Raw genomic sequence first — 22,288 nt, 5'->3', positions numbered from 1 at the left:
AGCGACAGCCTCCTTTACCGGATGACGGCCTGGACTTCGTAGTTGGCGTAGCCGAACTCGTTGCTTCGCGCGGCCACGTACTTGTCGCTCGATGTATAGACCGTCAGCTCGAACGGGCTTCCATCGATCGTCGTGATTATGTGGCCGTTCTTGATTTCATAGTCGGCGGTCGATCCTGACGTGCTCGGATGCATGATCTGCAGGACATCGTCCGCTTTGGGCGGGCCACCGTTCAGCTCGGTTATGACGCGCTGTCCATGCTCGCCGAACAGGACATCGAAATTCTGGTTCGTGACCCTGTTGCGGACTTTGAACGTCTTGCCGACGACGAGTTCCTTCAGTTGATCGTTGGTGAGCGCGACGGCTCCTGCCTTGGTCAGATCCTCGACGGTCAGGCCGCGCTCGGCCTTGGCGACGGCCGCAGGCGTCGGCGTGTACCAGATCGGCGACGTCCATGCGCGTTCCTGCACCGTGGCGGCCACGCTGCTGGGTGGAAGGATGCCGAGCTTGGCGGCGTCGTATGTGCTCCAGCGCGGTGTCGGTATCTGCAGGACGCGCGAGTAGTAGAACGCGTGCAGGCTCGGGTCGAACTCGGGGTCAGTCCAGACCGCCTTCAGTTCCACCGCGCCGATGTCGTTGGTGTAGGTCGCCTTGGTGATATCGACGGTGCTCCCGATCGGCGGCAGCTTGCCGGTGACCGGATCGGGCTGCCGGTTTCCTGCCCAGGCGACGTCGAAGATCTTTTCGAAGATCTGACCCTGCTTTGTCCAGCCCTTGACGATCTGGATCCGATCGAGATTACCGTCGTCAGGGTCCTTCACCGCCGAGACGATAAAGGATGGAACCTTGTCGTCGGCCGCAGGAAGATCGCCTCCCATCGGCACACCGCCGGCATAGGCGCTCTTGGCCCAGTCCGCGTTCGCCAGGACACCCTTGTCGTAGTCCCAGCCGCCGAACATCCGTGCCTGGATCCGCACGCCACTCGTGGCGTAGACCTCCTTGCGCAGCATCGCATTGAAGATTGCATCGCGGGAGTTCTGTTCCGCCCAGACGACGGTGAGGCCCGAGGTTCCGGTCTCGAGGATGTTCATGCCGGATTCGACTTTGCCCGCCAGTCGTGAGGCGGGCGTCGCGTCGACGAGGCCATGATCGCCGAAAAAGTTCGATTGCGAATAAGCGGTGACGGTGTTGTGAGAGTCCCCGGCGCCGACTACCCCGAACTTGTAGGGGTTGTAGCCCCGGGTCGCCTGCATCGCCAAACCGTTCTCGTATGCTTCTCGGGCGTAGCTGCCGCGCAGCCTGGAAGTGCTGTTATCGAGCCCGATCAGGAAGTTCATGATCTCGAAGTTGGCGAACTCGTCGTTCGGCGACAGGTTCGGATGGGTCTCGGAAGCCCCTTTCACCTGCTTGAGTTCCGTGAGCGGCTCGTTGGTCATGCGCTGCTGAGCCCAGGCGGCATCGAGCGGGTTGCCCTTGCTGTCGACATCGGTCGGAAACATGATGCCGTTCGAAAGGTTGGCATTATGCGAGATGGCCAGTACCTCGTTCCCGGCCTTTCGCTGACCGTCCATCCACGTCCAGAGGTCTTCGGGATGGTCGGATTGGATTGCGGAGAACGGGGCTTCCGGAAGCTTTGCGCAGTCTTTGAAGAAGACGTTTCGATGCATGTTCTGGTTATTGGGCATCGACGTCCACTCGTACGAACAGAAGGTGGTGAACGTTCCCGGCTTGTTGTACTTCTCGGCGATGGCGGTGTTCTCCTTCCACACCGTGCCTGCCAATGCCGGATCAAGGAGTTCGGTGACTGGCTGGTGTTTGGCAATGCTTCCGGCCAGGAACTGGAAGATTTTCATCGCGCTGTTGTCTTTGGTCACCTTCAGCTTCGCGGCGATCGGCAGCTTGCTGATCGGCGACGTGGGATCATTGGCAAGACGGACGACACCGACATATTCCGAGTGATCGGTCACCCCTTGAAAATCGAGCGGCGTCTTGATCTTCACATCGAAGCCGGCCGGATGCTTGATGGTCTGCCCCATCGAGTACTGGTAGGCCTCTTCCGGTCCCGTCACGGTGTTTCCGATGATGTAGGCATCAAGCGACCAGCTCGTGTGCTGGTGGGTCTGTCCGAAGTACGCATGTCGCTCCTGTGCCGAGGCCGCTCCGACGCTGACCGTCAAAACCGTGGAGGATAGCAAGAGAATTGGTAGGTTCGAACTGCGCATTGCTTCGACCCTTCATGTGGGATGAATTTGCCGTCGTTATTGGAAGTTCAGCGGACAAGTTCGATTTCGGTTGGACGCCATTCCTTCGTGAAGAAGGGCTCAAGCGGGCTGTAGAGCCGCAAGATCGTAAACCATCCCTTGCCGGGAACCGTCTGTACCCAGTTGCCTCGCTTGACGCCTTTCGGCTGATCGGGGCCGAAATAGATCGTGGTGGAGCCATCCGCGGCTGCTTCCGCCGCGGGAGACGGATAGGTTTGGCTGCCCGCACGAGGATATCGCTGGGGCGTGTCGAGCATGGAGCGGGTCTGGTTGTCGTAGACCGTGAACGACCAGAAGGCCGCCTCCGGTATGCCCTTGGGCAGCGTTAACTTGTAGGTCTTGCCGCCGTCGAGGGCCTTCTTCTCACCGTCCAGGAAGCCCATGAGGTACTGCGAACCGACGCGCGGCAGTCGCATGATCATACCGGGGGAGTCCAGGGTGTAGCCGTAGTAGAAGGCCGTCTTGGAGTCGAGCGTGCGCGCGCCAGTCGGCGGAAGCGGATCGAACAAACCGTCCTTGGTGAGCATCGGCGGCGGCGTCTCGAAGTTCGCGCCACCCTCCCACAGCATGTTGGCCCAGGACGAGTCCGGATAGTAGGTCCATCCGAGGGAATCCTTCGGCCGCCAGTTGAGCACGCGCCCGGAGGCGTTTCCGACCGCCGCGGCGTCCACGAGAATCTTCTTCATCCTCTCGTTCGGCTTGAACTCCTTGCCCTTGGCGATCCCGATCGCCGCCAGTTGTCCGGCCAGCTCGGGATTGTAGGAGTCGGCTGGCTCCGCCTGGATGTTGTCATTGATCATCTCGAAAAATGAGAAGTCGTTTGGCGGGATCGTGTTGAAGGCCTTGCCGCTGGCGTCGATGAAATTTGTTTCGGGAACCGGTGGATTGGCTTCGAGCCTGACCTTGCCTTCGAGGGCCGTCGCTATGCTCGTTCCGAAGCCGCCGGGCGTGTAGGGGTAGATCTTCAATGTCTTCTTGATCAGGTCGACGGTCGGCTTCGGATCATTTTCCGTCAAGAAGGCGCGGGCAGCGTACAGCGCACGCAATGTCCTGGAGTGCGCCACATGGAAACCGCTGTCCGGGAGCGGACCATCGTAGCCCGGCGGGATCAGCAGATATCTTCCGCCTTCGCCGCGATCCGGGCCGGGAAAGCCGATATCGATGATCCACTGGAACCACATGTCGTTGATGGTGCCTAGCCCCTTCGGCGGCTGTTCGATGACAACCGGCCCCTTGGAAAGATCGATGACGGCGAGGTAGTAGACCGTGTCTGCATTGGCCGTGAGGAACAGCGACTTGGAATCCATCAGTTCGGGAAAGATGACGACGTCGTTGTCCTTCGCGCCGATGCTTTGGAACCCGCGTTCGAGCGCGATCGCGGATGCGCCGCCATAGCTATTGAGGAAGGCGTCGAGGCCGCGCGTGAAGTCGAGCGTGTCATAGATCTTCTGGGCGGTCTCCGGAGTAGGAGCGCCGTCCTTGAAGTCTAGCGTGCCGATCCGCGTCTCGACCTTGTCGGGGGTCGTTATCGCTTTCGGGACTTCGAACGCGTTCTGGGCGAACGCCAAGGTGCCCAAAGCCGACGTGGCCAAGGCAACTGCTAGTAGCGAGACCGTTCTTTTTTGCGCCGTCATGATGTTCCCTCGAGCGGTAGACCTATCATTCAGCGGAGCTCTGCCCTGACGGCATGAGACACCGAGCAACTCTTAACTCGGGATCCTGACCGGGCATCGCAAAAGCGCAAGTATGTAACAGTAACATACGGGGTAGTTTTCGGGTGGCTCGGCGCTTGCTGCATGATCTTGTCGACGTCTTCTTTGGGCCCGGCCCCACGATATTAACCCACGGCGCAAAAACAGCTTGCGTCGTGTGCAGTATCTGCGTGGACGACGATCGATTTCTGCAGTAGGTTGCATTCGAAATGCTTCATATAATTTCTGGTACAGGCGTCCCTCAAGAGCGGGTGAGGAGAAAGTCGTGCAGAATGAATTGCCAGATGGGCGCATCGCTGCGCCATCATCGCCGCGCCCTCCTCCCACCCTGGACGATATTCGCGACCAGCTAGCGCGCGTCGTCAACAGTGCGGAATTCCCCCGCGTTGGCCGCAGCGCCGCATTCCTTACCTATGTGACGGACGAGGTGCTTTCCGGGCGTGGAGATCGGATCAAGGGCTATTCGATCGCCGTGGAAGTGTTCAAGCGCTCGGAAGGCTTCAAGCAGGACGATCCCGTCGTTCGCATCGAGGCTGGACGCCTGCGGCGGGCGCTGGAGCGTTACTACCTGGTGGCCGGACAGAATGATCCGATTCGAATAGACATGCCCAAGGGCGGATACGTTCCGTCCTTCGTGTGGAACGATGCTTCACCGAACCCCGACGATCCAGGCTTGTCCCGGCCGCGCGCGCAATGGCGGAAGCTGATGCCGATAGGCGTGGGAGCCGCGCTGATGCTCTGCGTCGTGGTGACCGCACTCGTGCTGTCTGCTTATCTGCTGCCAGGTTTGCCGAAGTCTCTGAAGGCCCAGTCGGAAGGTCCGACGCTCGTCGTCGCGCCGTTCGCCAACCTCGGGGATGGCCCGAAGGCGGCGCTCTACACCGCCGGCTTGACGGAGGAGCTTCTGACAGCGCTTCCTCGCTTCAAGGAAATCAGGGTCTTTGGCCGCGAAACGTCCACCTCCCTGCCATCGGAAGTCGAGGCGTCTCAAGTCCGGGACGAGCTCGGTGCCCGCTTCCTTCTTGTGGGCGGCGTTCGCGTTTCGGACGACCGCGTTCGTGTGACCGCGCGCCTGCTTGACACCGACACGAGCGAAATCCTCTGGTCGCAGACCTACGACGACGACATCAAAAGTGGCGATCTGTTCAGTATCCAGTCGGACGTAGCCAACAAGGTGGCGACAGCAGTGGCCCAGCCCTACGGCATCATGGCCCAGTCGGACGCAACCAATCCGCCCCCTGAGGATCTCGGTGTCTATGGCTGCACGCTGAGCTTCTATGGATACCGTGCGGAATTGAGCGCCGTCCAGCATCGTCGAGTGCGGGACTGCCTTGAGAGCGCCGTCGCCCGGTACCCGTCCTTTGCCACCGCATGGGCGATGCTCTCCATCATCTATCTTGACGAGGACCGGTTCCGGTTCAATCCGAGTACCAACGCGACGCCGGCGATCGATCGTAGCTTGCAGGCCGCCCGTCGTGCCGTACAACTGGATGCGGGCAATACCCGTGCACATCAGGCGCTGATGACCGCATTGTTCTTCAAGCAGGAGGTTGCCGAAGCACTGCATGTGGGCGAACAGGCGTTGGCGACCAATCCGAACGACACGGAACTGCTCGGAGAATTTGGTACCCGCGTCGCGATGAGTGGCGAATGGGAGCGTGGCGCGGCGCTGCTCGACCGCGCACTTGCCCTTAACCCCGGCGGCGGCGGCTACTACCATGGCACGCGCGCGCTCGCCGCCTACATGCTGAACGACGACAAGACCTCGGTCATCGAAATCAAGCAGGCGGATCTCCAGAAGTTTCCTCTCTTCCATGCGGTCGCCGCGGTGATCTATGTCAATGCCGGGATGATGGACGAAGCGCGCCGCGAGGCAACGCGCTTCAACGAGATGAGACCGGATTTCGTACCCAATGTCGTGGCCGAACTGAAGGCCAGAAACGTCCAGCCAGGCGACCGCGCGAGACTGATCGCCGATCTAAGGAAGGCGGGCCTGCCGGCATCGGACGAAGTACGGGAATCGATGCTGCTGCCGGTTCACAGTTCGTCCGTGCTTGTGCCACGTTGACTGGCGCGCGGGCCCGTGTCTGGGGGCCGTAACGGCACAGATGCTACCAGATGTTACGGGCGTTTTCCGTCGTCCGACTGTAGAGTTGGCCGGATTGCAACGATCCGCTCGGGAGGGCATGCGTCGATGACCAGACCATCAGGTAGATTTCAGCATCGGTTGGCGGCCGCATTCGCGGCCGGGGCGCTCGCCATGATCGTTTCCGGATCCTTGTCGGCAACCCGTGCCGACGAAGCCGACGCCAAGAAGCTGGTGAAGGCGATGTCCGACTATCTCGCCTCCCAGAAGGCCATCTCCTTCGCCTACGACACCAACTTGGAAGTCGTCACCCCCGAGCATCAAAAGATCCTGCTGGCAAGTTCCGGCAAGGTGGAAATGGGCCGACCGGACAAGCTCCGCATCACCCGGCACGGCGGTTTCGCCAACGTCGAGATGGTCTTTGACGGCAAGACGGCGACCGTTTTCGGCAAGGACGCCAATCTCTATGCGCAGGCCGAGGTGCCCGGAACGATCGCTCAGTTGGTCGACGAGATGCGAGACAAGCTGCATCGGCCTGTCCCCGGTGCCGACCTCCTGTTGCCCGACGTCTACGGCACGTTGATGGACGGCGTGACGGACGTGAAGGATCTCGGCAGCGGTGTCATCGGCGGCACCGAGTGCGACCACCTCGCCTTCCGCGCCAAGGAGGTCGACTGGCAGATTTGGATCGCGCAGGGCGAACATCCCTACCCCTGCAGGTATGTGATCACCGCGACGCAGGTCGATCAGGGGCCGCAATACAGCATCCAGATCAGCGACTGGAAGACGGGCACCGACGTCGTGGCGGCAGACTACACGTTCAAAAACACCACGGACGCCAAGAAGGTCGATCTGTCGAAGCTCAAGGACACCGACGAGCTTCCCGATCACCTCGCAAAAGGAGCGAAGCAATGACCCTGTTCAGACGCGTGAGAGTTCTCCTGATTGCCGCGGCCGTTGGAATTTCCGGGCTTGAGGTCGCCGAGAAATTTTCAATTCCTGTGCCAGACGGCATCGTAACCCCGGCCGAAGCCCGGATCGGCCGGCCGCTGACGCCGGTCAGCGTCGCCGGAGTGGCACGGCGCACGGTCCGGCGCTGCGCGGTCGGCGTCTACTACTGCTAGGACGAGGCGGTCGAGGGGCTGTCGGTCAGCATTTTTTTGATGAGGGCGATCTGTGGGCAGTCAAAGTAGCGTAGCGTCGGCATCGGCCCACAAGAGTTGGCTTCGTTGGTTTCTTGTATGTTCAATGATCGTGGCACTACCCGGATGCGGAGGACATCCGAAGGATGTGCTGACACCCGTGGCCGACACGTCTCCGCAGTCGCCGAAGGTCGACATGCTGATCGCGACGACCCGCACCCGGTCGACCGTTCCAGGCGAGATGTTCAACGGAGAACGTGCGCTGGCCCCGGCCTTCGCCGACATGACGATCTCCATTCCGCCCAGTAAAGTTCGCAAGAAAGGACAGGTCGCCTGGCCAAAGAAACTGCCGTCCAATCCGGCGACGGATTTCGCGACCGTGAAGGCCGACGATCTCAACATCGACGAAGCCAAGAAATGGCTGAGCGCGAGCGTCAGAAAGGCGCCCGACGGCAGCGTCCTTGTCTTCATCCACGGTTTCAACAACAGGTTCGAGGATGCCGTCTACCGCTTCGCGCAGATCGTCCATGACTCCGGCGTCCATAGCGCCCCCGTCCTGGTGACATGGCCCTCGCGCGGCAGCCTGCTTGCCTACGGCTATGACCGCGAAAGCACCAACTATACGCGCAACGCCCTGGAGACGCTTTTCCAGTATCTGGCAAAGGATCCCGAGGTCAAGGAAGTCTCGATCCTCGCGCATTCGATGGGCAACTGGCTGGCGCTGGAATCCTTGCGCCAGATGGCCATTCGCAACGGCCGCCTACCGGAGAAGTTCAAGAACGTCATGCTCGCGGCCCCTGACGTTGACGTCGATGTCTTCCGCCAGCAGATCGCGGATATGGGCAAGCAGCACCCGCAGTTCACGCTGTTTGTCTCACGTGATGACAAGGCACTGGCTTTCTCGCGCCGGGTCTGGGGCGACGTCTCCCGGCTTGGTGCCATCGATCCGGAGCAGGCCCCGTATAAGAAGGAGCTCGAGGACAACAAGATCATGGTGATCGACCTCACCAAGATCAAATCCGGCGACAGCATGAACCACGGCAAATTCGCGGAGTCGCCTGAGATCGTGCAGCTCATTGGCCAGCGTATCTCCGACGGGCAGACGTTGACTGACAGTCACGTCGGACTTGGCGACCAGATTTTGGTGGCGACCAGTGGGGCTGCGACGGCCGCTGGGAACGTTGCCGGCCTGGTTCTCGCCGCGCCCGTTGCTGTGGTCGACCAGGACACTCGCGACAACTACGCCACCCATGTCGGAACCCTGGCAGGCTCGAGCAGCGCACAGCCGGCTGCGGCCAACGACTGCGATCAGACCAGACCGACGCCGAGCTGCAAACGTTGATTTCGCGGACAGAAGCTACCCATGGCGCGGTTCGGCAATGGAGCCGATGCGCCGTCGGTCTTTGAGTTCGGCGACGAGGTTTGGCCTTGTGGCGTTGGCGGTAGAGCCGCTCGTCGTATGGCTACAGTATTTCAAACAAGCGGCCCCCAGCGTCCATTTCACAGCCTGCATCATAACTGCCTTACTATCGTGTGCACTGCACAAATAAACGCTCTTACGACGGCGGTCACAGCAAGCAATTGCACAAAATGTTCGCATAATGTAAATATGCATAAAAAATGCTCATCAGCGGAATTATCCGATTTCTCCTCTTGTTTCATGCTGTTACCCGTTCGTCTTAGAACTGGCACGCTGATTGCAGGTTCCAAGACGCTCCGGTCAACGGCGACCGGCGCAGACAGGCGCGGCATAAGCGCCTGCAAACGACACCGACGTCGCAAGGTTTTTGAGGTCCGGGATCATCCGATCCCGCGAACGCAATTTCCGGCGGCGTTTTTTTGTGTCCAAAGTTCAGCCAGCAGAGGGAACCTGCGCATGACAAAGATTTCGACGACTGGGATTTCGACAACCAGCATGACCCGCCGCAGCATGCTCAAGATGACTGCAACGGCTGCCCTCATCGGCGCCGTCAAGACTGCCTTCCCGTCCGGCGCCTTCGCAGCCGGGGCAGGCCCTGAAGTGAAAGGTCTCAAGCTGGGCTTTATCGCTCTTACGGATTCCGCTCCGCTGATCATCGCCAAGGAAAAGGGCTTTTTCGACAAGCATGGCCTTCCGGAAACGGATGTCGCAAAGCAGGCATCCTGGGGTGCGACGCGCGACAATCTGGTGCTGGGCGGCGCAGCAAATGGCATCGATGGCGCTCACATCCTTTCGCCGCTCCCATATCTCATGCATACCGGCAAGGTGACGCAGAACAATAAGCCGGTACCGATGGCGATTCTGGCCCGGCTCAATCTCGACAGCCAGGGCATTTCCGTCGCCAAGGAATATGCCGAAACCGGCGTGCAGCTCGATGCCTCCAAACTGAAGGCCGCCTTCGAGAAAAAGAAGGCGGAAGGCAAGGAAGTCAAGGCCGCCATGACCTTCCCGGGCGGCACCCACGACCTTTGGATCCGTTACTGGCTCGCCGCCGGTGGCATCGATCCGAACAAGGACGTTTCGACCATCGTCGTGCCGCCGCCGCAGATGGTTGCCAACATGAAGGTCGGCAACATGGACGTCTTCTGTGTGGGCGAACCGTGGAATGAGCAGCTCGTCAACCAGGGCATCGGCTTCACCGCAGCCACCACCGGCGAGCTCTGGAAGGGTCATCCCGAAAAGGCGCTCGGGCTCCGGGCCGACTGGATCGAAAAGAATCCCAATGCTGCCAAGGCCCTGCTGATGGCTGTCATGGAGGCTCAGCAGTGGTGCGAGAGCATGGACAACAAGGCGGAGATGGCAGATATCCTCGGCAAGCGCCAATGGTTCAACGTCCCGACGAAGGATGTGCTCGGCCGCCTCAAGGGCGACATCAATTATGGCAACGGCCGTGAGGTCAAGGCCACTGACCTTTATATGAAGTTCTGGAAAGACGGCGCCTCCTACCCCTTCAAGAGCCACGATACCTGGTTCATGACGGAAAACATCCGCTGGGGAAATCTGCCTGCGAATACCGACATCAAGGCGCTGGTCAACCAGGTGAACCGCGAAGACATCTGGCGCGAGGCCGCCAAGGATCTCGGCGTCGCTGCAGCCGACATTCCCGCATCGTCATCCCGCGGCAAGGAGACCTTCTTCGACGGCAAGGTCTTCGATCCTGAAAATCCCTTTGCCTATCTCGACAGCCTTTCGATCAAGGCTGCCTCCTGACACCCACCTCCGGCGCGCGACGGCGCGCCGGCCTTTCATTCACGTGAGGAGCGCGTTGATGTCCGCCCTGGCAAATAAAGAAAATCCCTCCACGACCGCCTCTGCCAAGCCGGCGGCAAAGGTTCTGCCATTTTCCGGCAAGCATGGATCGCGGATCGACGTTCGTCGTGCGGGATTGGCCGCACTTCGCAATGTCGTTCCGCCGGCCGTCGTGCTGACACTCATCCTTCTCGTCTGGCAGGTGCTCTGTTCATCGACGGATGCGTCTTTGCCCTCGCCGCATCAGGTCTGGCAGGATAGCTATGACCTGATCGCCTATCCGTTCTTCAACTACGGCTCCCAAGATATCGGGCTCGGCTGGCGCGTGCTCGTTTCGCTGCAACGCGTGGTTTACGGCTTTGGGCTTGCGGCGGTCGCCGGCGTCATCATCGGTGCGATCATCGGCCAGTCGATCTGGGCGATGCGTGGCCTCGATCCGATCTTCCAGGTGCTGCGTACGGTTCCGCCGCTTGCCTGGTTGCCACTGTCGCTCGCAGCCTTCCAGGATTCCAACCCTTCGGCAATCTTCGTTATCTTCATCACCTCGATCTGGCCGGTGATTATCAACACCGCCGTCGGTGTACGCAACATCCCGCAGGACTACCGCAACGTCGCCGAAGTGCTGCGCCTCAACCAGTTCGAATTTTTCTTCAAGATCATGCTGCCTTCGGCAGCCCCCTACATCTTCACCGGCCTCAGGATCGGCGTCGGTCTCTCCTGGCTCGCCATCGTCGCGGCCGAAATGCTGACTGGCGGCGTCGGTATCGGCTTCTTCATCTGGGACGCGTGGAACTCGTCGCGCCTTCCAGACATCATCGTCGCGCTCGCCTATATCGGCGTCGTCGGCTTCGCCCTCGACAAGCTGGTGGCCGCGCTCGGCAAACTTATCACCCGCGGCGCCATGGCCAACTGAGGAACGCACTGATGAACGCATATCTGAAGCTCGACCATATCGACAAACATTTCGATCGGGGCGGCGTGCGCGCCGAGGTCCTGAAGGACATCAACCTGACGATTTCCGAGGGCGAATTCGTCTCGATCATCGGCCATTCGGGCTGTGGCAAGTCCACTCTGCTCAACCTCATTGCCGGCCTGACCCCGGTTTCAGCGGGCGCCGTGCTTCTTGAAAACCGCGAGGTCAACGAACCCGGCCCGGAACGCGCGGTCGTCTTCCAGAACCACTCGCTCCTGCCGTGGCTGACGGTCTACGAGAACGTGAACCTCGCCGTCTCCAAACTCTTCAACAAAACAAAGAGCAAGGCCGAGCGGCATGACTGGGTCATGGCCAATCTCGACCTTGTGCAGATGGCGCATGCCAAGGACAAGCGGCCTTCGGAAATTTCCGGGGGTATGAAACAGCGCGTCGGGATTGCCCGCGCGCTTTCAATGGAGCCGAAGATCCTGCTGCTCGACGAGCCCTTCGGCGCGCTCGATGCGCTAACCCGCGCCCATCTTCAGGACGCGGTGATGGAAATCCACGCCCGGCTTGGCAACACGATGGTGATGATTACCCATGATGTCGATGAAGCAGTGCTCCTTTCCGATCGCATCGTGATGATGACCAATGGCCCGGCGGCCCGCATCGGCGAAGTGCTCGATGTGACCATATTCCGTCCCCGCAATCGCATCGAACTCGCCTCCGACCGGACATACCTCAAATGCCGCGAAGCCGTGCTGAAGTTCCTCTACGAACGCCACCGTTTCATCGAAGCTGCAGAGTAGATAGCGCGAAACGAATTGGCTGCGCCCGGACATTCCGAGCGCCGGCCAGCAGGCATTCGGTGATGACCTCCTTCAGCGGCATCGCTTCGTGGCAATCCCGAGCGCCGTCTCCAGCCACCGCATTATCTGGGTTTCGCGAGAATATGCGCGAACGCAGGATCGTCACCTAAACCATCTTGGTTGGCGAGATGACGAGATCCGGAGAGGCGTTGAGCGTGCCCCGTGAGGAGCACGCACAACATCGACGGATCATTAGCGAAAACCGCCGCTGGCGACCAATCGCTCGCCGGTCAGCCAGCGGGCATCGTCGGAAGCGAGGAAGACAGCGACGCCAGCAATGTCGTCCGGCTGGCCGATGCGGCCGAGCGGAGTCTGGGTCACTGCGCTGCGCTCGAAATCCGAGCCGATGAACCCCGCGGTGTGGGTACCCTCAGTCTCGACGATGCCCGGGAGGATCGCGTTGACCCGGATTTTGCGCGGGCCCAGCTCATTGGCAAGCACGCTGGTGATGCTGTCCAATGCGCCCTTGGTCCCGGTGTAGACGCTGGAAGCTGGCGGAGCCAGACTGGTCGCCGCCGACGAGATGTTGATGACGCTGCCGCCCTCACCGAGATGCTTGAGCGCGGCTTGGGTGCTCAGCAGAACGCCCAGAACGTTCACGTCGAACATGCGACGATACTGTTCCTCGGTCACCTGCTCGATCGGCGCGAATTCGTAGACCCCGGAGTTGTTGACCAGCACGTCGAGCTGGCCGAATTCCTTGACCGCAGCGTCCACCAGTCCCTGCGCCTGTTCGGCCTTCGAAACGTCGCCCTGGACCGCGATGGCTTTGCCACCGGCCTCCGTGATCGTCTGGACCACCGCGTCCGCCCCCGCCTTACTCGAAGCGTAGTTCACCACCACCTGTGCACCTTCCGATGCGAGTGCCTTGGCAATCGCAGCACCGATGCCTTTGGAGCCCCCCGTCACGACGGCAACTTTTCCAGCGAGCTTACCCATGGCGCATTCCTTTCAACTCGGAGTGCCGTCGGAATTGGCGGCATTGTTCCATAGTTCGGAAGTTCGGAACTGTTGATCTTGGTTTCAAGCCCCCATATACAAAAAATCATGAGACCGCTCTTTCATCCAGCAATAGAGGACGTACGGCCTGAAGCGATCCTGCATGCCCTCTCCGATCCGGAACGCGCGGCGATATTCGCGCAAATTGCGGGCGGCGGCTCCGGCGGGACGTGCGCTGCGCTTGCCAACATGCGCGAGCGCGTAATCCCCAAGTCATCGCTATCAAACCACATCAAAGTGCTGCGCGAGGCCGGCCTTATCCGCTGCGAGCGTCAGGGCGTGGAAATGCGTAACCATTCGCGCTGCTCGGAATTGGATGAACGCTTTCCAGGTCTCGCTATGGCCATTCTGAGTGCTTACGGATGGCTTCCCAGAGAGGCGAAGGCGGATTGACAGCTATATGACCCGCTGGCGAGCTGTCCCTCCGTTGCTGTTGCACAATTCAGTCGATCACAATGATTGCCAGCGGTCATCGGACAGGTGGGTTTGTCGGCGAAGCCACAGAGAGAGATAGGTCGTTCCAGAAGTTGGTCTTGGGGTTCAGGGCGATCCGACGACCGCCCATTCGAACCGTCGCCGGTGACCTATTTGGCCACGTGCCACACTCCTCCAACGCCATCGCCGTTGGCTTCACCGGCTTTCTTATCCTCGACATAGGTGTAAAGCGGCTTACCCTCATAGGCCCACATCTCTTTGCCATCCGCAGCTTTGACTAGAGACCATTCGCCTTCCGCCTTGGCCTTGGCTCCAGCGTGGAACGCCGGCCACTTCTTCAGGCAATCGCTATCGCAGTTGGATTTGCCTTTTGTATCTTTGTCGAAGGTGTAAAGCACCATGCCTTTTTCAGTGGCCAGGACCTTGCCCATTTTCGTCTCGACCATCTTGGCCGGCTCGGCCGCAAAAGCAGACCCGGTTAAAGCAGTTAACGCACCTATCGCGATCAATATCGTTCTCATGATTTTTCTCCCATTCGGCAGTGCCGGCGGAATGCCAGCGGTACCCGATCTAACTGACAAAAACGCCCAACTATGAAAGCGGTTCCGCCCATGGGGGACGACACGACAGGCCAGGGTCAATCTTGTTCCCGAAGAATGCGTGAGTGTATGTCCGGAAAAAGGCCGATCCCAGACCTCGGTGCAAGAGCTCATATGTCCGCTTTTCGTATTAGGTGACCTGGCAGCGGACGGTCGTCCATCGGCCCCAAAGCCGACACGGAGGCGCGATTTTCTAGGGGCAGCTTCGCGCCAATTGCAGTCGGTCCCAGAGGCAGTTTACCTGACCGGCTGCCGACACAGCGGCTAAGTTACATCCTACCATTCCCACTGTGAGTATCGTCCCGTGACACGCTCCTAAAAAACGTGGCTGTGCACGCATCGACGGACGAGAAACTGACGATAATAGAACCGCTAAGCTATAGATGGCAAACAGCAGGAACAGGATATTGAGAGGCGGAATATAAACAAGGAGGATGTGCCAGCAACTCGCGAGCTTATAGGCTCCTGCGGTGTTGTACGCAGCTAAAGCGAGCGCCGTCCATAGCAGGATGTGCAATGAGATCAGTCGCCAACTTGCGTTCATCCCAACGGCCGTGCTTGCAACTTTATTTGGAAGGTCGTCCTCATCACAATCGCCACCTAAAACACAACTCCAGGCAAAGAGTAATCGACAGAAAACTATAGCGCATTAAAAAACTCATGTGATTTTTACGCAGTTCTTTGTTGGTCGGTGGCCGGTTTGGGCGGTGGGACATGCCGCCGTCGCAAGACTTCTGAAGGTTCCCACGCGCAGCTGATTTGCACCGTGAACATAGCGAGTGGTGCCGTGGCGTGATAGGTGTCGGACTTAGATCAAGCCCAGCATTCACCTGAACGCCTAGCAAAGGACAGATGCCATGGGAGACCCGATACGCCCGCTGCAACCAGGGGAATACGCGCCCGCCTTCGCACTTCCGTCGGCAAATCAAAAAGGAACGGTTTCGCTCGCCAGCCTCCACGGTCACCCGTTTCTGATTGCCTTCTTCCGCGGGTTGCACTGCCCGTTCTGCCGGCGTCAGGTGGGACAGCTCGGTGGCCTACAGCCTGCCCTGCGCGCCGCGGGGGTGGAAACTGTTGCCGTGATCAACACGCCGGTGGAGCGCGCCCGCATATATTTCGGGCACCGGCCGACGCCGGCCGTGCTCCTATGTGACCAGGATTGCTCCACGCACCGGGCCTTCGGCGTGCCGCGCGGCAACTTCCTGCCCGAAGGCAGCCACGAACAGCCTGTATGGCCCTATCGGGCAAGCATGGAGCAATTCGAGGCCGCTCGCATTAACCCGACGGGCGAATTGCCGGAAGCGCTACATCCGATGGCGGCCAATGCCTTGCTCAACGCCAAGGACGGCTTCGAGCTTAATGAAGTTGATCATGCCATCTTCGCAAGCCACCCCACACAGCTTGTCGGGCACTTCCTCATCGACGCCGACGGCATCGTTCGCTGGGTGCAAATTGAAGCGCGCGACGGGCCGAACAGCCTCTGCATCTTTCCAAACGCGGCGGAGATGCTCGCCGCTGCCGGTAGCCTCCGACACTGAAGGCGTAGCATTGTCAGGCGTGTATCACGTCATCGGGCGGGAATGACTTTGACGGCTAATGGTGAGGATTGACGCCATCTCGGAGCGACTTGCCCTTCCGGTGAACTTTCCGCTGAAGCCGGCTACTCCGGCAAGCCCAGCATGCGCGCCCCGTCCGCAAACCTGTCGGCGATTGCCCGCACCATCCCCAGTTCGAAGAACACGCGGAGCCGAAACCCTGGCTCCAGTTCGAGCAATCGCTGCACGGCCGGCCGTGCTTCCTCCTGGCGGCCAGCGAGCGCCAACGCAGCAGCCTGAAAGAAATAAAGCGTACTGAACCGGGGATTTGCCTGAGCGGCCCTCGCGCAATGCGCTACCGCCTCGTCGTATCGCTCCTGCTGGATAGCCGCTGTTCCGAGCGCCAAATGCGCCGCATAGGCCATCGGATCGAACGGGCTGAGCCTTAGCGCGCGTTCGGCATTGGAGGTCGCCTTGGCGGGTAGACCGGCAAAGGCGTAGAGGACGGAGCCGAAATAGAGCGCGGTAGCGCAGGAGGAATTCAAAGACAGGGCGCGCTCGGCTGCGTTCAACGCCGCTTCCTGATCCTTGCCCAGCATAAAGATCGCAAAGGCGGCGATGGCCAATGCCGCCGCGTCGTCGGTGCCGCTCGCAATCACGGAGCGTGCGTGCCCGATCCCGGCGACCTTGTCGGCCTCGTCGAAGCCGCCCCGCGTGAAGAAGATCTCGTGGCACCAGGCAAGGCGCGCATGGGCGGCGGCGTAGTTCGGGTCCAGGCCTAGCGCATCCTCCAGAAGCCCGGCAGCGACCTTGGCGTCGGCGGGCATCACCGTTGCCATGTGGGGGACGGCGCGCAGATAGAGGTCATAGGCGTCAAGGTTTTCAGGGCGCTTTTGCCGAGCACGCTCGATCTCCGATCGCTGCAGGCTCGGCTCGACGATGCCCACCACCTTTTCAGTGATCTGGTCCTGTAGGTCGAAGACATCCTCCCGCGCGCCGTCGTATCTGTCGGCCCACAGATGCGCTCCGGTCTCAGCTTCGACAAGCTGGGCAGTGATGCGCAATCGGTTGCCCGCGTTGCGCACACCGCCCTCCAACACATAGCGCACGCCAAGCTCGCGCCCAACCTGCCGGACATCCACGGCCTTTCCCTTATAGACAAAGCTCGAGTTCCGCGCGATCACGAACAGCCATTTGATCCGCGACAGCCCAGTGATGATGTCTTCCACCATGCCGTCGGCAAAATACTCCTGCTCCGGGTCACCGCTCATGTTCTGGAACGGCAGGACCGCGATCGAGGGTTTGTCGGGCAGCGCGAGCCGCGTCGAAGACTTTTCCGGTCCTGCGCTGTCCGCTGGCGTTGCAGGCTTCGCCTGGGTGGGGATACCGACCAGCAGCGAATAGACGTGGACCGGCTCGTTGATGTTCTTGAGCTGCACGTCGCCGCGATCGTTGATTGCGAGATCAAGCCTTGCCTTGACCTGCCAGTACGCCTGTTCGGAGAGGCAGATGCCGCCGGGATCGCAAATTCCTTGCAGGCGGGCAGCGATATTGACGCCATCACCCATAAGATCGCCGTCGCTTTCTTCGACGACATCGCCCAGATGGATGCCGACGCGGAACTCAATCCGCCGCTCAGCCGGCAGGCCGGCATTGCGCTCGATCATGCTGTTCTGCACCTCGATGGCGCAACGCACGGCATCGACAACGCTGCGGAATTCTACAAGACTGCCGTCGCCGGTGCGCTTGACCACGCGGCCGTGATACACGGCGATCGTAGGGTCGATGAGATCGCTGCGCAAAGCCCGCAGCCGCGCCAGGATACGATCCTCGTCCGCGCCGGCGAGCCGGCTGTAACCGACCACATCCGACACTAGGATCGCTGCGATCTTTCGGGCCTCGCTCATGGGCGCGCCTCCCACACTCTAGCCTACCACCACAGCCCGGACAGAGCCACTCCGACTAACGGGGACGCGCCAATCGCGTGGAACAACCGCATCCGTTCTTCAACGGCGGTGACAAGGTCTCTTCGTGCTCATCGATTTCGAGGCGACAGCGCGGGGCAATAACTATAAGTTCCCCATTATGGTCACCTCTGGCAGGTCAACGCTGCCTGCAAGGTTGTCAAGTTCGACCGCGTTACGAGATCGCTCAGATGATCGCGATGGTCACGGGGAATGACCATTGCTGTCGGCCTGTCGTTGGAGAAGGCGGGTCTTCTTCCGCAAAACGCCAACTGCGGTCATTGCGCTGAACTTGGTTGAAACTCGACACTAGCGCCTGTTATTCGTTCCTGCATCCGCTGTTTCACTCGTGCGCAAGCAATGCCTTTCCCGATGTGACCTGGGAATCATAGAAAATGCGCACTGACAGAACAACGCCGGCGATCAGAACTACGACGCCAGTGCCTTCAATCGGAGTTGGCCAACGCGCATGCACGATAAGCCCTCCGATTACCCCAAAGGCTGTTTCCGAGACGATCAATTGCGCGGCTAATGCAACCGGCAGGCTTCGTGACGCAATGTTCCAAGCCCAAACGCCGCACACAGTTGCCAACAGCGCGAAAGTTGTACCCCAAACATATAGGTTGCCCGCAGTGCTCCAGCCGAAGCCTATCGTTGGAAGACGGAAGAGGCCCATTGCAGCCCCGACAGGATAGAACGCCAGCATCAGGACGCCGCCCCCCACCAGTATCAACGCCGACCAAACACCGGAAGGCATTTTTGGTCGAGCGGCGAGTGCAGCCTGATTGGCGAGGGCGAACCAGACCCAAAGTCCGACGGCAGCAAGCGCTAGCGGCACGCCAACCCACAATGATCGGACCGAGTTCAATCCTTCGGCCGTGAATGCCGTACCATTGACGAGAACCAGGCCGACCAGCACCAGCGCGAGAGGCATCATAAGGGTTCGCCACGGCAGCGATCCCTGACGTTGATTACCAATGACCATCAGTACGATTGGTACTAGGCCGAGAAAGGCTGGAGCGATTACCGGACCGGCATAGATGGCCGCTCCCGTCACGGTCAGGAAGTAGCCGACATATCCGATGAAGGCGAGCCAGATAGCCGACAGACAGTTCCGGAGCGTGAGATGTCGCACCACGCGCTTCTCCAATGACAGGACGCAAAGTCCTACGAGAGCTGAGACAACATGACGGATGAGGGCAAAATCGAAGGTGGAATAGTCACCGATTATGAAGGGCACAACGAAGTTAAGCGAAAAGGCAAAAGCCGCAAAGAGAGCGGCCAACACACCAACATAGAAAAGCCTGTCCATAGTGGTCACCCTTTTGAAGTGCATCGCTGACGCCGCTCCTTGATCGCTTTGACCCCCGACATCGTCGGTTGGCAACCAAGAGAGCCCACAGCTGAATGAGCGGAATTTACCGGCCGCGAGCCCTCGCCGGTACTCGGTGAAAATGAGAACCACCCTCTCGATGCTCGTCCATCGGATAGCCGTGCCGAGGTTTTGCATCCTCGGCGTCAACGGGAACCCGCGATTATTCAACGATGTCAGCAACGGGCCCGAAAGCAGTCGTCAGCGAGAGACCGCTTTGCGCCCTCGAATTTTCGCCGTTCGCGCCGTATCCGAAAGTACCTAGAAGCTGACATGAAATCGGCCTAGGAATGCAGCTATAAGTGAGCTGGCGCTCATCCGTAGTTGGCTTGTGATCATACCGGATACTTCTCGTCGGAATACTAAGACACGAGAGCGAATGCCCGTAAACCATCAACATCGCAGCCTGCTGTGCCGGATCGCACATCATAGTCTTCCAAAGGCCATCCTACGGGCACGGTGGTCGGGATCGAGCTTGTCATCGACGAAGCGGCAGTCACGCGGACGGTGACGGTGGGCGTCATCGCGCGGTGGGATGTCGACAACAACAGCGGCTTGGTGATAGGTTCCGAGGGAACGAGCGATGCCGGTTCGTACATGATTTCGACGAATGTAGCGTTCGTTACCGCCGTCAGGTTAATTCGGTTTAACGAAAAATTCCTTGCAACAAATCATGGGGTACGATAGTTATTCGGTCGGGCCTGGCCCACGAGATCGCCTTTGCGGTCGCCCAAAAGCCTCGACGGAAACGTCGGAGGCTTTTTGAGTTTTAGGCCTTCCGTTCGACATTCTCAAAGCAGCTATATTTGGATCCGAGCATCGGCCGCTCGTCTTCCTGATATGGCAGTCAATCAGCTTTCCGTCGTCCGTCAGGCGCTGGTAAGGACGATTGCTGGCGTGATAGCCGCCCATGCAGATCGGCCATAGATAAAGATCCGCCAGTTGCGCCATCGGCGAAGTCTTCTGCTTGGTCTTGAACTCGTAGAGCGTCTGGGTCAACTGCTCGGGGGTCAAGGGGCCGTACTTATCGGAATTGTCCTTAGCGAACGGCATTCCCTCCGCCTTTAGAGCTTTGTAGTAGCCCTCCAGGTTCGCATCTTCAGCCTTGTTGCAGCGCTCAGGATGCACGCGCAGCTTCATGCCTTGGGCGATAGCGTCCCACGCGCAACAGGATCGAGATCGGACATATTCACCCGTCATTGTACGACCCCGGCATTGCGCAGCCCCTCCAAGACAAGCTCGAAATCGGCGGGGTTCTTGAAGGGCAAGACTTTGCGACGGTATTCCAATGAGTAGTCGGGGTTGACGCGCAGCACCTCTTGCCACCTCGCGCGAGCCTCTTCGAAACGGCCGAGGTGCCCGTAACAAGCGGCCAGAAGCGCGCGCGAGACATCGGTGACGGGGTTGCGGCTCACGCGCTGCAGCAACAGTTCGACGGCCTCTTCGTATCTTCGCAGTTGAAACAAGGCCAAGGCCTGAAAGTGGAGAACGACATCCGGAAAGTACGGGTTCAGGACCCTCGCCCGATCGAAATAGGCGAGTGCCTCCTCGGATCTGCCTGAATAGATTAGTGCCTCGCCGAGGCTAACCTGCCCTTCGGCGAAGTTCGGATTGAGGACTATCGCGCGTTCGGCCTCGCTGATGGCTCTATCGTGCTGTCGCGAGTAAAGCTTGACCACACTCAGTGCCCAGTGCGCCACGGGATCGCTATCGTCCCGCGCTACCGCGAGCGTCGCAGCCTCTTCGGCTTGCTCGATAGAGCGCTGCGGCGACGCGCTCCACCGGTTGAGGTAGTCGAGCCCGTGGGTAAGGGCGAGGAAGGCGTGCGCTGAGGCGAACCTCGGGTCAAGTTCAACGGCACGTTGCAAAAGGTCGCGAGCGTCGCTGTTCGTTTGCTTCGTCAGCCGGTGCCACAGCTCCCGGCCGCGCAAGAAGCAGTCATACGCCTCAGGGTGCCGGGTCTGCCCCGGCGCCAGTCTTTTCCGATCGCCCTCTGTCAGGTTGACCGCCAGCGCGTCGACGATCTGCTGCGTGACATCGTCCTGAACCGCGAATATGTCGGTGAGCTCGCGATCGAACCTCTCCGCCCATAGATGCCCGCCGGTGGTCGCGTCGATGAGCTGCGCGGTTATGCGTACCCTGTTCCCCGATTTGCGTACGCTGCCCTCAAGTACATGCCGCACGCCGAGCTTCGTGCCCACCTCCTGCATATGGACGTTCTTGCCCTTGAAAGTGAACGACGAATTGCGGGCGATGACGAAGAGCTGCGACAGCTTCGATAGCGCCGTAATGATGTCTTCCGAGATGCCGTCGGCGAAGTAGTCCTGTTCAGCGTCACCGCTCATGTTGGCGAAGGGTAGGACGGCGATCGACAGCTTCGGTGACACTGCCGTCGCCGGTTGGCTCGTCGGCGTTTCCGAGCTCGCGGCTGCCTTGGTCCCGGCGCTGCCGACTTGCAGTGAATAGACCCGGATCGGCTCGGCGATGTTCTTGAGTTGCGTGTTGCCGAGATCGCTGACCGAGAGGTCGAGCCTCGCCTTGACTTGGCGATAGGCATCCTCGGACAGGCAGATCGCGCCCGCCGCGGCGACGCCCTCTAATCGCGAGGCGATGTTGACGCCGTCGCCCATCAGATCGCCGTCGCTTTCCTCGACCACGTCGCCCAAATGGATACCGATCCGGAATTCGATGCGACGGTCCTGCGGCACGCCGTCATTACGCTCCACCATACCGTTCTGCACCTCAATGGCGCAGCGCACGGCGTCCACCACGCTACGGAACTCGACCAAGGCACCATCGCCGGTTCGCTTCACCACCCGGCCATGGTGCACGGCGATCGTCGGATCGATGAGGTCGCTGCGCAGTGCCCGCAACCTCGCCAGGATGCGGTCCTCGTCGGCGCCGGCAAGCCGGCTGTACCCAACCACGTCAGCGGCCAGGATTGCAGCCAGCTTTCGGGTCTCGCTCATGGCGCCGTCTCCTCACTTCCACGATAGCAGGGAGAAAGAAGGCAAGAAAGAACTTTGAGCCGCTGCTCAGAGCGATCTTAGTTGAGATCGAGTCGGCCGTGGCTCATGTGGACGCAGCCGAGGTGTAGCCCCACGCAATGACTGCTCTGTCAGGCTCCCGGCCGTTCGACGCGGTCGTTCCGAAAGCCCACTCAGGATCAGGT

The 22,288-nt window shown here is 60.1% G+C and carries 17 protein-coding genes; 9 read left to right on the top strand and 8 right to left on the bottom strand.

Annotated features, from left to right (window positions below; translation table 11 throughout):
* Positions 1-14 precede the first annotated feature (14 nt).
* Both PMI09_RS18030 and PMI09_RS18025 read right to left on the bottom strand, forming a co-directional pair.
* Positions 15-2,222: a DUF3604 domain-containing protein gene (locus PMI09_RS18030; RefSeq protein WP_007797351.1), complete on the bottom strand. Its 2,208-nt coding sequence runs from the start codon at positions 2,220-2,222 to the stop codon at positions 15-17.
* A gap of 47 nt (positions 2,223-2,269) precedes the next feature.
* Positions 2,270-3,895 carry a DUF1254 domain-containing protein gene (locus PMI09_RS18025; RefSeq protein ID WP_007797348.1) on the bottom strand — a complete coding sequence of 542 codons (1,626 nt, stop codon included), beginning with the start codon at positions 3,893-3,895 and terminating at the stop codon, positions 2,270-2,272.
* 343 nt (positions 3,896-4,238) lie between these two features.
* On the opposite strand from PMI09_RS18025, the gene PMI09_RS18020 reads away from it, so the two are divergent.
* The 7 genes from PMI09_RS18020 to PMI09_RS17990 all read left to right on the top strand — a co-directional run bounded on the left by PMI09_RS18020 (position 4,239) and on the right by PMI09_RS17990 (position 12,152).
* Positions 4,239-6,041, top strand: a complete 1,803-nt coding sequence (locus PMI09_RS18020) for a hypothetical protein (RefSeq protein WP_007797345.1) — start codon at positions 4,239-4,241, stop codon at positions 6,039-6,041.
* 192 nt (positions 6,042-6,233) lie between these two features.
* Positions 6,234-6,974, top strand: coding sequence for a DUF2092 domain-containing protein (locus PMI09_RS18015; protein WP_443216189.1), 741 nt, complete (start codon positions 6,234-6,236; stop codon positions 6,972-6,974).
* Entirely contained in the window at positions 6,971-7,183 is a 213-nt protein-coding gene (locus tag PMI09_RS18010; protein WP_007797336.1) for a hypothetical protein, read from the top strand. The genes PMI09_RS18015 and PMI09_RS18010 overlap by 4 nt, the downstream gene beginning before the upstream one ends.
* Before the next feature lie 124 nt (positions 7,184-7,307).
* Entirely contained in the window at positions 7,308-8,543 is a 1,236-nt protein-coding gene (locus tag PMI09_RS18005; protein ID WP_193385406.1) for an alpha/beta hydrolase, read from the top strand.
* Between the two features lie 534 nt (positions 8,544-9,077).
* Positions 9,078-10,391 carry a CmpA/NrtA family ABC transporter substrate-binding protein gene (locus PMI09_RS18000; protein ID WP_007797332.1) on the top strand — a complete coding sequence of 438 codons (1,314 nt, stop codon included), beginning with the start codon at positions 9,078-9,080 and terminating at the stop codon, positions 10,389-10,391.
* Positions 10,392-10,449: 58 nt separating this feature from the next.
* A complete protein-coding gene (ntrB, locus tag PMI09_RS17995) occupies positions 10,450-11,343 on the top strand; it encodes a nitrate ABC transporter permease (RefSeq protein WP_007797329.1) in 894 nt (297 codons plus the stop codon).
* 11 nt (positions 11,344-11,354) lie between these two features.
* Positions 11,355-12,152: an ABC transporter ATP-binding protein gene (locus PMI09_RS17990; protein ID WP_007797327.1), complete on the top strand. Its 798-nt coding sequence runs from the start codon at positions 11,355-11,357 to the stop codon at positions 12,150-12,152.
* A 252-nt stretch (positions 12,153-12,404) separates the two neighbouring features.
* On the opposite strand, the gene PMI09_RS17985 is transcribed toward PMI09_RS17990, so the two are convergent.
* Positions 12,405-13,151, bottom strand: coding sequence for a glucose 1-dehydrogenase (locus PMI09_RS17985; protein ID WP_007797323.1), 747 nt, complete (start codon positions 13,149-13,151; stop codon positions 12,405-12,407).
* Between the two features lie 108 nt (positions 13,152-13,259).
* Between PMI09_RS17985 and PMI09_RS17980 the strand changes: the two genes are divergently transcribed.
* Positions 13,260-13,604 carry an ArsR/SmtB family transcription factor gene (locus PMI09_RS17980; RefSeq protein ID WP_007797321.1) on the top strand — a complete coding sequence of 115 codons (345 nt, stop codon included), beginning with the start codon at positions 13,260-13,262 and terminating at the stop codon, positions 13,602-13,604.
* Between the two features lie 191 nt (positions 13,605-13,795).
* Here PMI09_RS17980 and PMI09_RS17975 read toward each other — a convergent pair whose 3' ends face one another.
* Positions 13,796-14,167 carry a COG4315 family predicted lipoprotein gene (locus tag PMI09_RS17975; protein WP_007797316.1) on the bottom strand — a complete coding sequence of 124 codons (372 nt, stop codon included), beginning with the start codon at positions 14,165-14,167 and terminating at the stop codon, positions 13,796-13,798.
* A gap of 935 nt (positions 14,168-15,102) precedes the next feature.
* Between PMI09_RS17975 and PMI09_RS17970 the strand changes: the two genes are divergently transcribed.
* Positions 15,103-15,783, top strand: a complete 681-nt coding sequence (locus tag PMI09_RS17970) for a peroxiredoxin-like family protein (protein ID WP_007797314.1) — start codon at positions 15,103-15,105, stop codon at positions 15,781-15,783.
* A 122-nt stretch (positions 15,784-15,905) separates the two neighbouring features.
* Here PMI09_RS17970 and PMI09_RS17965 read toward each other — a convergent pair whose 3' ends face one another.
* The 4 genes from PMI09_RS17965 to PMI09_RS17945 form a co-directional block, all read right to left on the bottom strand.
* The gene (locus PMI09_RS17965) at positions 15,906-17,687 is read right to left on the bottom strand and encodes an adenylate/guanylate cyclase domain-containing protein (RefSeq protein WP_007797311.1); all 1,782 of its coding nucleotides are present in this window, start codon (positions 17,685-17,687) and stop codon (positions 15,906-15,908) included.
* Positions 17,688-18,087: 400 nt separating this feature from the next.
* Entirely contained in the window at positions 18,088-19,056 is a 969-nt protein-coding gene (locus PMI09_RS17960) for a DMT family transporter (RefSeq protein ID WP_037083436.1), read from the bottom strand.
* A gap of 747 nt (positions 19,057-19,803) precedes the next feature.
* Positions 19,804-20,256, bottom strand: coding sequence for a DUF3800 domain-containing protein (locus PMI09_RS17950; protein WP_157213387.1), 453 nt, complete (start codon positions 20,254-20,256; stop codon positions 19,804-19,806).
* 56 nt (positions 20,257-20,312) lie between these two features.
* The gene (locus PMI09_RS17945; protein ID WP_007797302.1) at positions 20,313-22,085 is read right to left on the bottom strand and encodes an adenylate/guanylate cyclase domain-containing protein; all 1,773 of its coding nucleotides are present in this window, start codon (positions 22,083-22,085) and stop codon (positions 20,313-20,315) included.
* Between the last annotated feature and the right edge of the window lie 203 nt (positions 22,086-22,288).

This window comes from Rhizobium sp. CF122 (assembly GCF_000282035.1).
In the GTDB taxonomy this organism is placed as follows: domain Bacteria; phylum Pseudomonadota; class Alphaproteobacteria; order Rhizobiales; family Rhizobiaceae; genus Rhizobium.
This window is presented reverse-complemented; position numbering and strand designations above follow the sequence as displayed.

Excerpts from the sequence above, each read along its gene's own strand:
- PMI09_RS18030 (WP_007797351.1), bottom strand. The coding sequence starts at position 2,222 with ATGCGCAGTTCGAACCTACCAATTCTCTTGCTATCCTCCACGGTTTTG.
- PMI09_RS18025 (WP_007797348.1), bottom strand. The coding sequence starts at position 3,895 with ATGACGGCGCAAAAAAGAACGGTCTCGCTACTAGCAGTTGCCTTGGCC.
- PMI09_RS18015 (WP_443216189.1), top strand. The coding sequence starts at position 6,234 with ATGATCGTTTCCGGATCCTTGTCGGCAACCCGTGCCGACGAAGCCGAC.
- PMI09_RS18010 (WP_007797336.1), top strand. The coding sequence starts at position 6,971 with ATGACCCTGTTCAGACGCGTGAGAGTTCTCCTGATTGCCGCGGCCGTT.
- PMI09_RS18005 (WP_193385406.1), top strand. The coding sequence starts at position 7,308 with ATGATCGTGGCACTACCCGGATGCGGAGGACATCCGAAGGATGTGCTG.
- PMI09_RS18000 (WP_007797332.1), top strand. The coding sequence starts at position 9,078 with ATGACAAAGATTTCGACGACTGGGATTTCGACAACCAGCATGACCCGC.
- ntrB (WP_007797329.1), top strand. The coding sequence starts at position 10,450 with ATGTCCGCCCTGGCAAATAAAGAAAATCCCTCCACGACCGCCTCTGCC.
- PMI09_RS17990 (WP_007797327.1), top strand. The coding sequence starts at position 11,355 with ATGAACGCATATCTGAAGCTCGACCATATCGACAAACATTTCGATCGG.
- PMI09_RS17985 (WP_007797323.1), bottom strand. The coding sequence starts at position 13,151 with ATGGGTAAGCTCGCTGGAAAAGTTGCCGTCGTGACGGGGGGCTCCAAA.
- PMI09_RS17980 (WP_007797321.1), top strand. The coding sequence starts at position 13,260 with ATGAGACCGCTCTTTCATCCAGCAATAGAGGACGTACGGCCTGAAGCG.
- PMI09_RS17975 (WP_007797316.1), bottom strand. The coding sequence starts at position 14,167 with ATGAGAACGATATTGATCGCGATAGGTGCGTTAACTGCTTTAACCGGG.
- PMI09_RS17970 (WP_007797314.1), top strand. The coding sequence starts at position 15,103 with ATGGGAGACCCGATACGCCCGCTGCAACCAGGGGAATACGCGCCCGCC.
- PMI09_RS17965 (WP_007797311.1), bottom strand. The coding sequence starts at position 17,687 with ATGAGCGAGGCCCGAAAGATCGCAGCGATCCTAGTGTCGGATGTGGTC.
- PMI09_RS17960 (WP_037083436.1), bottom strand. The coding sequence starts at position 19,056 with ATGGACAGGCTTTTCTATGTTGGTGTGTTGGCCGCTCTCTTTGCGGCT.
- PMI09_RS17950 (WP_157213387.1), bottom strand. The coding sequence starts at position 20,256 with ATGAAGCTGCGCGTGCATCCTGAGCGCTGCAACAAGGCTGAAGATGCG.
- PMI09_RS17945 (WP_007797302.1), bottom strand. The coding sequence starts at position 22,085 with ATGAGCGAGACCCGAAAGCTGGCTGCAATCCTGGCCGCTGACGTGGTT.